The 14,793-nt window shown below is 57.2% G+C and carries 13 protein-coding genes; 5 read left to right on the top strand and 8 right to left on the bottom strand.

The genetic code is table 11. From position 1 onward, the window contains the following. Positions 1-181: 181 nt before the first annotated feature. From R0I78_RS07945 to gcl, 3 genes are all read right to left on the bottom strand, one after another. A complete protein-coding gene (locus R0I78_RS07945; protein WP_019934549.1) occupies positions 182-1,069 on the bottom strand; it encodes a 2-hydroxy-3-oxopropionate reductase in 888 nt (295 codons plus the stop codon). 36 nt (positions 1,070-1,105) lie between these two features. Further along, positions 1,106-1,888 carry a hydroxypyruvate isomerase gene (gene hyi, locus R0I78_RS07940; RefSeq protein WP_019934548.1) on the bottom strand — a complete coding sequence of 261 codons (783 nt, stop codon included), beginning with the start codon at positions 1,886-1,888 and terminating at the stop codon, positions 1,106-1,108. Between the two features lie 61 nt (positions 1,889-1,949). Beyond that, a complete protein-coding gene (gcl, locus tag R0I78_RS07935; RefSeq protein ID WP_019934547.1) occupies positions 1,950-3,725 on the bottom strand; it encodes a glyoxylate carboligase in 1,776 nt (591 codons plus the stop codon). Between the two features lie 642 nt (positions 3,726-4,367). Between gcl and R0I78_RS07930 the strand changes: the two genes are divergently transcribed. Beyond that, a complete protein-coding gene (locus tag R0I78_RS07930; RefSeq protein WP_317074956.1) occupies positions 4,368-5,006 on the top strand; it encodes a phasin family protein in 639 nt (212 codons plus the stop codon). 126 nt (positions 5,007-5,132) lie between these two features. Next, on the top strand, positions 5,133-5,615 hold the full coding sequence (locus R0I78_RS07925) for a peptidylprolyl isomerase (protein WP_019934544.1): 483 nt from the start codon (positions 5,133-5,135) through the stop codon (positions 5,613-5,615). A gap of 171 nt (positions 5,616-5,786) precedes the next feature. Here the strand turns inward: R0I78_RS07925 and phaR are convergent, their stop codons facing one another. Further along, positions 5,787-6,302, bottom strand: coding sequence for a polyhydroxyalkanoate synthesis repressor PhaR (phaR, locus tag R0I78_RS07920; protein ID WP_019934543.1), 516 nt, complete (start codon positions 6,300-6,302; stop codon positions 5,787-5,789). A gap of 132 nt (positions 6,303-6,434) precedes the next feature. Then, positions 6,435-7,787 (bottom strand): glutathione-disulfide reductase, encoded by a 1,353-nt coding sequence (gene gorA, locus R0I78_RS07915; RefSeq protein ID WP_317074955.1) that lies wholly within the window; start codon positions 7,785-7,787, stop codon positions 6,435-6,437. Positions 7,788-8,002: 215 nt separating this feature from the next. Here gorA and prlC point away from each other — a divergent pair, with 215 nt between their 5' ends. The 3 genes from prlC to R0I78_RS07900 all read left to right on the top strand — a co-directional run bounded on the left by prlC (position 8,003) and on the right by R0I78_RS07900 (position 13,288). Further along, positions 8,003-10,045 (top strand): oligopeptidase A, encoded by a 2,043-nt coding sequence (prlC, locus tag R0I78_RS07910; RefSeq protein ID WP_317074954.1) that lies wholly within the window; start codon positions 8,003-8,005, stop codon positions 10,043-10,045. Positions 10,046-10,158: 113 nt separating this feature from the next. Then, positions 10,159-12,561, top strand: a complete 2,403-nt coding sequence (locus R0I78_RS07905) for a putative bifunctional diguanylate cyclase/phosphodiesterase (RefSeq protein WP_317074953.1) — start codon at positions 10,159-10,161, stop codon at positions 12,559-12,561. Beyond that, complete coding sequence (locus R0I78_RS07900) at positions 12,530-13,288, top strand: class I SAM-dependent methyltransferase (RefSeq protein ID WP_317074952.1); 759 nt, start codon at positions 12,530-12,532, stop codon at positions 13,286-13,288. Before R0I78_RS07905 ends, R0I78_RS07900 begins: the two co-directional genes overlap by 32 nt. A gap of 7 nt (positions 13,289-13,295) precedes the next feature. Here R0I78_RS07900 and R0I78_RS07895 read toward each other — a convergent pair whose 3' ends face one another. The 3 genes from R0I78_RS07895 to cydB are packed head-to-tail and all read right to left on the bottom strand — an operon-like array spanning position 13,296 to position 14,793. Next, positions 13,296-13,544, bottom strand: a complete 249-nt coding sequence (locus R0I78_RS07895; RefSeq protein WP_317074951.1) for a hypothetical protein — start codon at positions 13,542-13,544, stop codon at positions 13,296-13,298. Further along, complete coding sequence (gene cydX, locus R0I78_RS07890) at positions 13,534-13,647, bottom strand: cytochrome bd-I oxidase subunit CydX (RefSeq protein WP_317074950.1); 114 nt, start codon at positions 13,645-13,647, stop codon at positions 13,534-13,536. The genes R0I78_RS07895 and cydX overlap by 11 nt, the downstream gene beginning before the upstream one ends. A gap of 9 nt (positions 13,648-13,656) precedes the next feature. Then, a complete protein-coding gene (gene cydB / locus R0I78_RS07885; protein ID WP_317074949.1) occupies positions 13,657-14,793 on the bottom strand; it encodes a cytochrome d ubiquinol oxidase subunit II in 1,137 nt (378 codons plus the stop codon).

Below are 14,793 nucleotides of genomic sequence, written 5' to 3'. Positions count from 1 at the left end.
AATACTCCTGAAAAAACGGCTGTCTTCTTGCGGTTGTTGATTCATTAACAGGGTGGGGCAAACATTCAGCGACCAGTGTCTAACACAAAGCCCCCTGAGTGAAAGTCAGCTTGTCGCCAACGCTTGCCCCGAGGTCTACCAAGGGGCGGCTGAAGCCTCAGGCCGCCCTTTGGTTCAGGACTTATTCGCCCCGAATGTTGTGGTTGGCCAGGTGCTCCAGCGCCTTAACCAGACCGGAGTGATCCCAGCCGGAACCGCCCAGGGCGTTACAGGTGTTGAACAGCTCCTGTGCGCCGGCGGTGTTGGGCAGAGAAACACCCAGCTCGCGGGCACCGGTCAGGGCCAGGTTCAGGTCTTTCTGGTGCAGGGCAATACGGAAGCCCGGATCGAAAGTACCTTTAACCATACGCTCGCCGTGCACTTCCAGAATCTTGGAAGAAGCAAAGCCGCCCATCAGGGCTTCACGTACCTTGGCCGGATCGGCGCCTGCCTTGGAGGCAAATACCAGGGCTTCGGCAACGGCTTCAATGTTCAGCGCCACGATGATCTGGTTGGCTACCTTGGTGGTCTGACCGTCACCGTTACCGCCTACCAGGGTGATGTTCTTGCCCATGATTTCAAACAGCGGCTTGATCTTGTCGAACACCGCCTGGTCGCCGCCCACCATGATGGTCAGGGTAGCGTTGATGGCACCGACTTCACCGCCGGATACGGGCGCGTCCAGGAAGTCAGCGCCGGTTTCTTTAACGCGCTTGGCAATTTCCTTGGTGGCGATGGGAGAGATGGAAGACATGTCTACCACTACCTTGCCGGCGGACAGGCCTTCGGCCACACCGTTGGCAGAAAACAGCACGTCTTCTACCTGAGGGGTATCGGGCACCATGGTGATGATCACTTCAGCCGCTTCGGCAACCGCTTTGGGGTTGGCCAGAGCAATGCCGTTGTCGCCCAGCAGATCAGCCGGGGCCTTGTTAAAGTGCTCGGAGAAATACAGGGTGTGACCGGCGTTCTGCAGGTTCTTAGCCATGGGCTTACCCATGATACCGGTACCAATGAAACCAATTTTCATGTTCATCATCCTTTTATCTGAATTAAGTAAAAAACCTTAAACCACGCCGTGAGTTTTCAACCAGCCCAGGCCTTCTTCGGTGGTGGTGGCCGGCTTGTACTCGGCACCAATCCAGCCGTCGTAGCCGGCTTTGTCCAGGAAGGCGAAGATATTGTGGTAGTTCAGTTCGCCGGTGCCCGGCTCGTGACGACCCGGGTTATCAGCCAGCTGAATGTGGTTGATGATGCCCAGGTTCTTCTCCATGGTCGGAATGATGTCACCTTCCATGATCTGCATGTGGTAGATGTCATACTGGAAAGCCAGGTTGTCGGAACCCACTTTCTCGATGATATCCAGCGCCTGCTGCGTGTTGTTCAGGAAAAAACCGGGAATGTCACGGGTGTTGATGGCTTCGGCAATCAGCTTGATGCCGGCCGCTTTCAGTTTTTCGGCAGCGTACTTGAGGTTGGCAACGAAGGTGGCTTCCGCTTCTTCGTAAGCCACACCGGCAGGCTGAATACCGGCCAGGCAGTTCACCTGGGTGTTACCCAGTACTTTGGCGTATTCAATGGCCTTGTCTACGCCGGCCTTGAATTCTTCAACCCGATCCGGGTGACAGGCGATACCGCGCTCGCCACCGTTCCAGTCACCGGCGGGCAGGTTGAACAGTACCTGGGTCAGGCCGTTGGCATCGAGCTTGGCCTTGATTTCATCAGCAGAGAAATCATAGGGGAACAGGTATTCAACACCCTTGAAACCGGCCTTGGCGGCGGCGTCAAAACGATCCAGGAAGTCGACTTCAGTAAACAGCATCGACAGGTTGGCAGCTAATTTCGGCATTGCGATGTCCTTTATTCAGTTGGGGGCAACGTCAGTATGGGGCCCGCAGGCCCCATCACTATCAGTCCAGCAGAGAGATGGCGGTCGGGGCGTCTTCACCCTTCTCAGCCAGCTCTTCGAACTCGTTTACAGCATCGATTTCAACACCCATGGAGATGTTGGTCACGCGCTCCAGAATCACTTCAACCACTACCGGTACAGAGAACTCGGCCATCAGCTTCTTGGCTTCTTCCAGCGCGGGAGCGATGTCTTCCGGCTTGAATACGCGAATGGCTTTACAGCCCAGACCTTCTACCACGGCTTTGTGGTCCACACCGTACTCGCCCAGTTCCGGCGCGTTGATGTTTTCAAAGGCCAGCTGTACGCAGTAGTCCATGTCGAAGCCGCGCTGAGACTGACGGATCAGACCCAGGTAGGAGTTGTTTACCAGCACGTGAATGTAGGGCAGCTTGAACTGAGCACCTACCGCCAGCTCTTCAATCATGAACTGGAAGTCATAGTCACCGGACAGCGCAACCACGTTGCGGGCCGGATCGGCGGCACACACACCCAGAGCAGCCGGAATGGTCCAGCCCAGAGGACCGGCCTGACCGCAGTTGATCCAGTTACGATCTTTGTACACGTGCAGGAACTGGGCAGCAGCGATCTGAGACAGACCAATGGTAGACACGTAAGTGGTGTCGCGGCCGAAGACCTTGTTCATTTCTTCGTATACACGCTGCGGCTTCACCGGGGTGTTGTCGAAGTGGGTCTTGCGCTGCAGGGTGCGCTTGCGCTCCTGACACTCGGCAACCCAGGCGCTGCGGTCTTTCAGTTTGCCGGCCGCTTTCCACTCTTTGGCGACCTCAACGAACAGCTCGAGAGCGACTTTGGCGTCGGATACGATGCCCAGATCCGGACCGAATACGCGGCCGATCTGAGTGGGCTCGATGTCTACGTGAACGAACTTACGGCCCTTGGTATAAACGTCAACGGAACCGGTGTGACGGTTGGCCCAGCGGTTACCTACACCCAGTACAAAGTCGGACGCCAGCAGGTTGGCGTTACCGTAGCGGTGAGAGGTCTGCAGACCGCACATACCCGCCATCAGCGCGTGGTCGTCGGGAATGGTGCCCCAGCCCATCAGGGTCGGAATAACCGGCACGTTCAGCACTTCGGCGAATTCGGTCAGCAGGGCAGCGGCGTCGGCGTTGATCACACCACCACCGGAAACCAGCAGCGGCTTGTCGGCGTCGTTCAGCATGGTCAGGGCTTTTTCAACCTGAATGCGGGTAGCAGCCGGCTTGTAGGGAGTCATCGGCTGGTAGGCTTCCGGATCGAATTCAATCTCGGCCATCTGCACGTCGAAGGGCAGGTCGATCAGCACGGGACCCGGACGGCCGGAGCGCATGATGTGGAAGGCCTGCTGGAATACACCGGGAACCTGACCCGGCTCCAGCACGGTAACCGCCCACTTGGTAACGGGCTTGGCGATAGACTCGATGTCTACAGCCTGGAAGTCTTCTTTGTGCATGCGTGCACGGGGTGCCTGACCGGTGATGCACAGAATCGGAATGGAGTCGGCAGAAGCAGAGTACAGACCGGTGATCATGTCGGTGCCGGCAGGGCCGGAAGTACCCACACACACACCAATGTTGCCGGCGTTGGCACGGGTGTAACCCTCAGCCATGTGAGAGGCACCTTCAACGTGACGGGCCAGTACGTGATCGATGGAGCCGAGACCCTTCAGAGCGGCGTAGAAGGGGTTGATGGCGGCACCGGGAACGCCAAAGGCTTTATTAACACCTTCCAGCTCCAGGATTTTGGCGGCCGCTTCGATTGCTTTCATTTTAGCCATGATGTGTATCCATTCATCAGAGGTGCTCTCGGCACCATGTTGTTGTAAGTCACTAATACAGTGGTGCACAGACAGGCCTGGTGAGGACCTTAACATCTGCGCAACCCATACCCTGATGATACGAAAAAAAATGTGACGATCAACAAGTTTTGGAAATCATTTTTATAATGTGGAAACGCAAAACGGGAATAAAGATGGGTGTCAGACTACAAAAGGCAGGGCAAAGTGTTGTTTTTCTTGTATTAGTACAGAGCGGAAAAGTGCTTCGTTAAGCTGTTGCAAGGACCTCTCAGTTTGTGGAAAAGGGTTTCTTTTCTTTTTATATAGGTTCCCGACGCTGGAGCCGGTCGCGCGGAGCACCCGGATATGGAGCAAGTATAGTACAAAAATGTTGTCATATTGTATTCATTTAACCTGAACAAATCAGTGATACCTTTGCGCTGCCAAATTATTCTTTATCGCCACTCAAGGTATCCTCAAACAGAAGCATAAATGCACTTTTTTGCGCTGCACAAAAAGAAGCCTTGAAAAGTTTTTTGTGCAGTGCAATATTGATGGTGCGCGCCAAATCCGGTCAGAGGTAAAGGGTTTTGCAGGCGTGCGGGCCAAGCAGCCCTTTTTCATTCATCAGGAGACGCCACTATGTCATGGTTTGATTTTGCAAAACTGCAGAAAGCGCAACAGGATAATCTTGCTCTGGTTCAGGAACTGAGCAGCAGCCTGCTGGCGAGTGCCGAAAAGCTGGGCCAGCTGCAGCTGAAAGCCGTTACCGAACTCAGTGCAGCCCAGTTTGACTATGCCGGTAAATTGCTGGCAGTTCGTGACCTCAAGGGTCTGGCCGAGCTGAACCAGGCCACCTTCAGCCCCAGCGGCCTGCTGGATCGTCAGCTGGAAACCAACCGCGAAGTGTTTGGTGTGGTCGCCGGTGCTCAGCAGCAGCTGAATGCTTACGGTGAGCAGCAGTGGGCTGCCGGCAGCCAGCAGGTAGACGAGTGGGTAGAGCAGTTTGCCGCCCACGCTCCGGCCGGCTCTGAAAACACAGTGACTGCCATCAAGCAGGCAGTGAGTCAGGCCAATGAAGCCCGTGAAGGTGCCCAGAAAGCCGCCAAAGACGCTGCCGACATTGCCGATAAGGTGATCAAGCAGGCTGCCGAGCAGTCTGAAAAGGCCGCTCGTCAGGTCGCCGAAGCCACTGAAAAAGGCATCAGTGCCGTTGCCGCCGCTGCTGCCAATAATAACAATGCCGCCAAGAACGGCCGTGGTGCTGCCAAGGCAAACTGAAACCAAGAATAAAAACAGAGCTGAAATCTGGACGGCCGGGGTAACCCTGCCGTCTTTTTCTGTTTTATGGGCTTGCAGCGGCTTCTGGTATTATGCGGCGGTTTTTATTTCTTAACAGGACGGACAATGCAAATTGTAAAAGACACGGTAGTGCAGTTTAACTACACCCTGAAGGATGAGCAGGGTGAAGTGATGGACACCAACGAAGGCAAGGCACCGCTGGCGTACCTGCACGGTAACGACAATATGCTGGAAGGGCTGGAAAAAGCGCTGGACGGCAAGAACGAAGGCGACCGTTTCAGTGTGACCCTGCCGCCGGCCGATGCCTATGGTGAGCGGGACGAGAGCCTGATCCAGCGGGTATCCATTCGTCACCTGCAGGGTGCCAAGCGCTGGGAGCCGGGCATGGTGGCCATGGTGCACACCGAGAATGGTCCCCGCCAGGTAGTAGTGGTAAAGGTGGGCCGCTTTATGGCGGATGTGGATCTGAACCATCTGCTGGCCGGCCGCACTCTGACCTTTGATCTGGAAGTGGTGTCGGTGCGCGCCGCCACCGCAGAAGAGCTGGAGCACGGCCACGCTCACGGCGAAGGTGGCCATCAGCACTGAGCTGTATGCGCAGCAGCGCGGTTGCGCTCCGCCGACACGGTCGGCTCCGGCAATCCCCACTGCTGCTTCGTGCAGCTTTCGTATTGTCTACAGGGTCGTAGGTTGCTGATGAGCGAAGCGAATCGCAACATCAGGCCGGCGGCGGAATGTTGAAAGAGAGGCGGCGGGGAATTACTTCTCGCCGTCTTTTTTATCCTTGTCGTGCTGCGCCGGGGAGCCACCAAACAGACCGAACATATTCTGAGTGTTGAAATACAACTGTTGCGACTGCTCTACATACTGGCGCATCATTTCCTGCAGCATGGGCACCTGACCCTGCATAAACTCGCTCCAGGCCTGAGTTGACTGCATGCCGGCCCTGGCCTGCACCTCTATCATTGACTGGATGCTTTCATCCAGATAACTGCCGAGCACGCCCTGAAAGGGGCCGTAGAAACGAATGATGTTTCTCAGCATGTCGCTGGAAAAGATGGGGTCGCCGCCGCTTTCCGCTTCCTGAATAATCTGCAGCAAAATACTGCGGGTAATGTCTTCGCCGGTTTTGGCGTCCACCACCTGAAAGGGCTCTTCATCCTGCACCAGCCGGCGAATATCGGCCAGAGTCACGTGGCTGCTGGTGTGGCTGTCATACAGGCGGCGGTTGGGGTATTTCTTGATGGTGCGAATACTGTCCTGGGATTTTGACATGCGACACTGGCCCTGAAAAAAGAATAACAGTCAGTGTATCCCAATCGGGCAGGCCGCTCAATTTGGCGACGATTATGAGCAACAGACGAAAAAAACCGCCTTGCGGCGGTTTTTTATACGCAAGAAAATTCATTACCGCATGGTAACAAACTCCTCGGCAGCTGTTGGGTGAATGGCCACACAGGCGTCAAAGTCGGCCTTGGTGGCACCCATTTTCACTGCTACCGCAAAGCCTTGCAGGATTTCGTCCATGCCAAAGCCGATGCCGTGAATGCCCACTACTTTTTCATCATCGCCGGCGCACACCAGCTTCATTTTACAGGGCTGGCGGTGCTGGGTAACGGCGGTATACATGGCGGTAAAGGAAGAGGTGTATACCTTGACCTTGTCGTCGCCGAAGCGCTCGCGGGCTTGTGGCTCGGTCAGGCCCATGGTGCCGATGGGCGGATGACTGAACACCACTGTGGGCACCAGCTCATAGTCCATTTTGGCGTCGGGCTTGTTGTTGAACAGCCGCTCGGACAGCTGACGGCCGGCTTTTACCGCCACCGGGGTCAGCTCCACATAGCCGATGTTGTCACCCACGGCGTACACGCCCGGGGCTGAGGTGTTCTGGTATTCGTCGACCTTGATGTAACCCTTGTCGTCCAGCTCAACGCCGGCACTTTCAAGGTTGAGGCTGCCGGTGAGCGGACGGCGGCCGATGGCCCAGATCAGGCAGTCGACGGTCAGTGACTCACCGTTCTCCAGCGTCAGGGTCAGGCTGCCGTCACTGTGCTTCTCTACGCTCTGAGGCACGGAGTGAGTGTGCAGGGTGGGGCCGTCTGCCGCCATCACTTCTACCAGGGTGTCGGTGAGCAGCGGATCGAAGTTACGCAGCGGCGCGTGTTTGCGCACCAGCAGATGAGTTTCGCTGCCCAGGCCGTGCAGCACGCCGGCCAGTTCAACGGCAATATAGCCGGCACCCACCACGGCGACGCGTTTGGGCTGCTCAGTCAGCTCAAAAAAGCCGTTGGAATCAATGCCATGCTCGGCACCGGGAATGTGCGGGATAATGGGCTCGCCGCCGGTGGCGATCAGAATATGGTCGGCGGTATATTCCTCGCCGTTCACTTCCACCGTGTTGGCATTTTTGAAGCGGGCAAAGCCCTTGATCACCGTTACCTTGTTGTTGCCCAGCACCCGGTCGTAAGACTGATGAATGCGGCCAATGTATGCCTGACGGCTTTCTACCAGGGTGCTCCAGCTGTGGCCCTTGAGCTCCACATCAAAGCCGTAATCGGCGGCATACAGTTTAATGGCCTCGGCCACCTGAGCGCCGTGCCACATCACCTTTTTGGGTACGCAGCCCACGTTAACGCAGGTGCCGCCCAGATCTTTTGCTTCAATCAGGGCGACCTTTTTGCCATGCATGGCCGCCCGGTTGGCGGAGGCAATACCGCCACTGCCGCCGCCAATGGCGATATAGTCAAAATGCTGTGCCATAAGTTTGCTCCGTGGATGAAGGTTCATTCAAAGCCGTTGGCCGATTGTACCTCAAGTAAGAGTGAGTGCCATGGTCAATAAAACAGCAGTCCGGCGGTCAACTGTCGGACACGAGCAGTAAAGGCTTGAACATTATCGCCATTATCACCATGTTAGAGGGTATTCCCTCGGCTGCCATGGCAGCGCGATGGCCATAACGATAAGAGGTACAGGACATGACAAACCCGCTTCTCACCATGGACGGCCTGCCGCCGTTCAGTCAGATAAAGCCGGAACACGTAAAGCCGGCGGTAGAGCACGCCATTGCCGATTGTAAAAAGCGTGTAGAGGCGGTGCTGTCCCGGGATGAAGCATTCACCTGGGACAACCTGGTGGCCCCGCTGGAAGAGGTCAATGATCACCTCAGCCGCATCTGGTCGCCGGTGAGCCACCTTAACAGCGTGATGAACAATGACGAGCTGCGCCAGGCCTATGAGTCGTGCCTGCCGCTGCTGTCGGAATACCACACCTGGATGGGCCAGCATCAGGGCCTGTTTGAGGCTTATCAGAGCCTGGCCGCGCGGGACAATTTTAAAAAGCTGAGCCTGGCCCAGCAAAAGGAAGTGAATAACACCCTGCGTGATTTTCGCCTGTCGGGCATCGCCCTTGAGGCGGAGCAAAAGCGCCGCTTTGGTGAAATTCAGTCCCGCCTGTCGGAGCTGTCATCCACCTTTGCCAACCGGGTGCTGGACGCCACTCAGGCCTGGCACAAGCAGGTAACCGACCAGGCCGAGCTGGCCGGCCTGCCCGAGTCGGCGCTGGCGGCCGCCGAGGCTCAGGCCAAAGCCCGGGAGCTGGACGGCTGGGTATTTACCCTCGATATTCCGTCTTATCTGCCGGTAATGATGTATGCCGACAATGCCGCCCTGCGTGAAGAAATGTATTTTGCCTTTACCACCCGGGCGTCGGATCAGGGCCCCAATGCCGGTGAGTTTGATAACACCGCCATCATAGAAGAAACCCTGGCGCTGAAGCAGGAGCTGGCCGGACTGCTGGGCTTTGACAACTACGCTCAGGTGTCGCTGGCCACCAAAATGGCAGAAAGTGAGCAGCAGGTGCTGGATTTTCTTGAGCAGCTGGCGGATCGCAGCCATCCGCAGGGCAAGGCCGAACTGGCCGAGTTGCGTGAATTTGCCGGGGCGGAATATGGCGTGACCGAGCTTAACGCCTGGGATCTCAGCTATTACGGTGAAAAGCTCAAGCAGCACAAATACACCATCTCCGATGAAGAGCTGCGCCCTTATTTTCCGGAAAATCGCGTCATTCACGGTTTGTTTGAAACCGTAAAGCGCCTGTTCGGCATCAAGGTAGTGGAGCGCTTCGGGGTGGAAGTGTGGCATGAAGATGTGCGCTTCTTTGATATCTTCGACGACACCGGCGAGCTGCGCGGCAGCTTTTATCTTGACCTTTATGCCCGGGCCAAAAAGCGCGGCGGAGCCTGGATGGATGACTGCATCGGCCGGCGCTACCGGGAAGACGGCACCCTGCAAAAGCCGGTGGCCTACCTCACCTGCAACTTCAACGGGCCGGTGGGGGACAAGCCCGCCTTGTTTACCCACAACGAAGTGCTGACCCTGTTCCACGAGTTTGGTCACGGCATTCATCATATGCTTACCAAGGTGGACGTGGCCGGCGTGGCCGGTATTAACGGCGTGGCCTGGGACGCGGTGGAGCTGCCCAGCCAGTTTCTGGAAAACTGGTGCTGGCAGCCCGAGGCGCTGGCCTTTATCTCCGGTCATTATGAAACTCACGAGCCGCTGCCGGCAGACTTGTTGGATCGCATGCTGGCGGCGCGCAACTACCATTCGGCGCTGATGATGTTGCGTCAGCTGGAGTTTGCCCTGTTCGACTTCCGTTTGCATATGGATAAAAGCGCCGCCGAGCCGGGCCGGGTGCAGCAAGTGCTGAATGAGGTGCGCAGCCAGGTGGCGGTGATGACGCCGCCGGCCTTTAACCGCTTTCAGCATGGCTTCTCGCATATTTTTGCCGGTGGTTACGCGGCGGGCTACTACAGTTACAAGTGGGCCGAAGTGCTGTCGAGCGATGCCTTTTCCCGCTTTGAGGAAGAAGGGGTGTTCTCGGCCAAAACCGGCCGTGATTTTCTGCATGCCGTGCTGGAGCAGGGAGGCTCAAAAGAGCCGATGGAGCTGTTTAAACAGTTCCGCGGCCGCGAGCCCAACATAGACGCCCTGCTGCGTCACTCGGGCATTGCTGCCTGAGCCTGTGACTGACAAGGTGGCTTCGGCCACCTTTTTTATTAATGGCACGGGTGTGGAGCCAACACAGATACAAAGGCAAAATAAACCGAGAACTTTTTACATGAGATAGCGCAATGGAACATGGGATAACCTCCTGGTTCAGTCTTTGGTGCATCAGCCAGCTGGTAGAGCAGCGTCTGGCCGATGGTGTGCTGCTGTGCCAACGCCATGGCAGGCACTGGCAACCGCTGCTGGCAGCGGGTGTACCATTACCGGATGCCCCCTTGTCTGTGGCGGGAAAACGGCCGTTTCAGCGCCTGAGTTATCCCCTTTGTCGTCATTTGAATATGGGCTCCGGACAGTTTCTGTCGCTGTCAGCCCAGTATGATGGTTATGCGCTGTTTCTGCTGCAGCGCCGGCGTCATGTCCGTTTATCCAAAACGGCCTGGCTGGGCTTTTTTGCCTCCGTCTTTACCCATGCCGACCGCGCTCAGCAGGCGATGTCGGTTTTACCCCTGTTTGAATATTTTCCGCTGCCTTTGGTACGGGCCACACCTGATGGCGTGGTGGAGTGGACCAACCGGGCGGTGCGCCGCATTGCCGGCAAAACCGCCGCCAACATGGCGGGCCGCTCCCTGCGTGAGTTCAGCCTGGGGGCCGACTGGCCGGAAACCCGGCGCTTGTATCAGCGGCTGGCAAATGAGCCGGAGCTGGGCATCGCGGTAATGGAAAAGCATTATCTGCATCCCAAGGGCCATCTTTTGCTGGGAGAAACCCAGCTCACACTGGTGCGCACTGCCGACAATCAGCCGCTGTGCCTGATGGGCACCCTGGCCAGCCTGCGACCCAGAGCGACGGCCCCTCAGGGCATGAGTCTGCGTTTTATTCCTGCACCGGAGCAGCCGGAAGGCGTGATGATCTGCGATGCCAGCAGCCGCATTGAGCAAGTGAGCCCGGCTTTTGAACGAGTGACCGGCTATCGGGCCAGTGACGTGCAGGGCAGTCACCCGTCATTGCTGCGCTCCGGTCTGCACAGTCGGGAGTTTTATCGGGAGATGAACCGGGCCCTGAACGAGCAGGGCCGCTGGCAGGGTGAGGTGTGGAACCGCCGGCGCTGTGGTCAGGTGTATCCGGAGCGGCTCAGCATCAGCTCTTTGTATGATCAGCAGGGGCAGGCTCATTTTGTGGCGGTATTCAGTGAGATGAAGCAGCCCGATGCCGCCGAACAAAATGCGCCGCCGGAAGAAAAGGATACGCTCACCGGCCTGACTAATCGTGCCAGCTTTCAGCAACGGCTGGCGCGTTATTGCCGGCTGAACGAGCCTTTTGCGTTGATGATCCTCGACATTAACAATTTCCGCATGTTCAACAATGCCATCAACCACAGGGTAGGTGACAGAGTACTGCAGGAGGTAGCCGCCCGGCTGCGTGACCGGCTGCGCAGCGGTGACGATCTGGCACGCATTGGCAGTGACGAATTTGCTTTGCTGGTGCCCGGTATTGCCCATCCGCGTCAGGCGCGCATTTTTGGCCGCCATCTGCTTAATGCCCTGGCTCGGCCGCTGGCCATGGCCGAGCAGCAGCTCTATGTGGATGCCACCATAGGCGGCGCGCTCTGGCCCGGGCTGAATGAAAAAGATGCCGAAAGCTTACTGCAGCATGCGGAGCAGGCTTTGTTTGGTGCCAAGCAAAAGCACGAGTCACTGGCACTGTATGATGATGAGCTGAACCGCAGTCAGAGCCGCCGAATCCGGTTGCAGCACGATCTGACCGATGCCATTCGTCAGGGCGGGTTGCGCCTGCATTATCAGCCCATCGTCGATACTGCCAGCGGCAGAATCACCAAGCTGGAAGCGCTGGTGCGCTGGCATCATGCCGAGCTTGGCCCCATTTCGCCCATGGAGTTTGTGCCGGTGGCAGAAGAGTGCGGCATGGTGCAGGCGCTGGGCGACTGGGTGCTGAACCGCGCCTGTGCCGATCTGCACCGGCTCAAGCTGGCCGGCCAGTCTCTGCATATGGCCATTAACCGTTCCAGCCTGGAGTTTCAGAGTCTGGGGCTGGACGGCGACGAATGGTTATCCATTATTGAACGCCACGGGCTGGATCCTCAGCAGATTATTTTTGAAATTACCGAATCGCTGTTTATGCAGGGCAATGAACACCATCTGGAGCGCATTGACGCTCTGCGCAAGGCGGGTTGCCGCATTGTCATCGACGACTTCGGCACCGGCTTTTCGGCGCTGAATTATCTGCGCGCCTTTCCCATTGATCTGGTCAAAATTGACAAGAGCTTTATCGATCATCTGCCCGGTAATCATAAAGATGGCTTGCTGCTGGAAGGGATTTTGCGCATTATCGGCGATCTTGGCATGCAAGTGGTGATAGAAGGCATGGAAACACCGGCTCAGGCCGCCTACCTTTCTACCCAGCCCTGCCATTTTCTGCAGGGCTATCTGATTGCCAGACCCATGCCCCTGCGCGAGCTGCTGATTTTTCTGGAAACCTATGCCGGACACACAATACCCGCTGCAGATTGAACTGCAGGACACCACCCTTGAGCCTCAGGCCAATCTATTGCGCACCCGGTTAAGCGATGTGACTGCGGCCGCCCCCTTTGCCCTGGTGTTCACCGAAGGCCGGCTGGAGCTGCGCAAGCTGGACGAGCCCAAGCTGGGGGCGGTGTTTGTGGATTTCGTTGAGGGCGCGGCGGCCCACAGGCGTAAATTTGGTGGTGGCCGGGGCCAGAGCATTGCCAAGGCGGTGGGGCTCAAACATGGCCATAACCCGCGCGTCGTGGATGGCACCGCCGGCCTGGGCCGGGATGCCTTTGTGCTGGCCTCTCTGGGCTGCACCCTAACCTTATGCGAGCGCCACCCTGTAGTGCATGCATTACTGGAAGACGGTTTGCGCCGGGCGGCCGCCGATGCTGGCATTGGCCACTGGGTGCGGGAGCGGCTGCAGCTGCTGCCCTTTGGCTGCACGCTTGCCGACATTCAGCAGCAGCCCGATGTGGTCTACCTCGACCCCATGTTTCCTCACAAGAAAAAAGCGGCACTGGTCAAGAAAGAAATGCGAGTGTTTCACTCTCTGGTAGGGGCCGACGAAGACGCCGACCACCAGCTGACCCCGGCACTGGCACTGGCCCGGGCCCGGGTGGTGGTCAAACGGCCCGATTATGCCGGCTTTCTTGACGAAATAGCCCCTTCTGCGCAAATCAGCAGCAAGAACAACCGCTTTGATCTATATGTGAAGGCGGCGCTGTAAACTCGCGTTACAGCATCACACTGGCTGCCAGGCCCCACAGCAGCCAAGGCAGAGGAGGAGCAAACAGCCACAGCTCCCACCGTTTTCGGCATTGCCAGCCCACGGCATGCACTACACATAAGGCCATGGCGATCATCATCAATGATAACCAGCCATGGGGCGGGACCTGTCCCGCCACCACCCGGCTCCAGATCAGGGCCACGCCGGCCAGTGCAAGCAGCGCCGATACCGGACGTAACTTGCTGTTAATGATCATGGTCCTCGTCCGGGCCAAACTCGGAAAATTCCAGCCACAAGGCGTTAATAATGCCAAAGCTGCAGGCCAGTAAAATGCCCAGAATCCACGCAAAATACCACATAACGACTCCTTAATAACTGCCGACAGAATTTTGCTTAATGTGCTGCTCAGTTACCCGGCCCCACATTTTCCGATAACACCAGAGGGTGTAGCCCAGCACGATAGGCACAAAAATGATGGCCACCACCAGCATAATGCCCAGGGTTTTTTCGCTGGATACCGCATCCCACAGGGTCAGGCTATGATTGGGGCTCAGGCTGGACGTGAGCACAAAGGGAAACAGCGATCCGCCTGCGGTGAAAATAACGCCGGCACAGGCCAGGGCCGAGTAGGTAAAGCCCCAGCCTGGTCGGCGTGCGCTGCCCAGCAGCACCGACAGCGCCATACCGGCAAGTCCCACAGCGGGTGCCAGCCACAACAGCGGAAAATGCTCATAATTGGCCAGCCAGGCACCCGGTACCAATGACACTTCTTTAGCGGTGGGCACCAGCACAGCACCGGGTTCACCCATGGCCTGGATCACATAGCCTGCCATGCCCAGCTTCAGCCACAACCCAGCCAGTACAAAACTGCTGATGGCAACCAGCCCCGCCAGTTGGCCAATGCGGCGAGCCCGCTCGGCAACGGCCCCATCGGTACGCAATTGCAGATAGTTGCCGCCATGTAGCATCAGCATGCTCAGACTGACCACGCCGCACAGCAGTGCAAAGGGGTTAAGCAGGCCAAACAAACCTCCGTCATAACGGGATCGCATCAGGTTATCCAGTTCAAAGGGGACGCCCAGAAACAGGTTGCCAATGGCCACGCCAAATACCAGCGCTGGAATGGCAGAGCCGGCAAAAATGCCCCAGTCCCAGGCCCGACGCCAGCGATCATCTTTTACCTTGGAGCGATATTCAAAGCCTACCGGGCGAAAGAACAGCGCAAACAGCACCAGCATCATGGCCCAGTAAAAGCCTGAAAATGCCACCGCATATACCATGGGCCAGGCAGCAAACAGCGCACCGCCGGCAGTAATAAACCAGACCTGGTTCCCGTCCCAGTGCGGCCCAAGGGCATTAATGGCCACCCGGCGCTCAAGATCAGTACGGCCCACAAAAGGCAGCATGGCACCGGCCCCCATATCAAAGCCATCAGTAATCGCAAAGCCTACCAGCAGCACACCAATCAGTGCCCACCAGACGAGTTTCAGCAGTTCATAATCCAT

Source organism: Oceanimonas sp. CAM02, from assembly GCF_032842915.1.
GTDB classification, from domain to species: Bacteria; Pseudomonadota; Gammaproteobacteria; order Enterobacterales; family Aeromonadaceae; genus Oceanimonas; species Oceanimonas smirnovii.
Note: the sequence above shows the minus strand (reverse complement) of the source record. Positions and strands in the feature narration are given on the sequence as shown.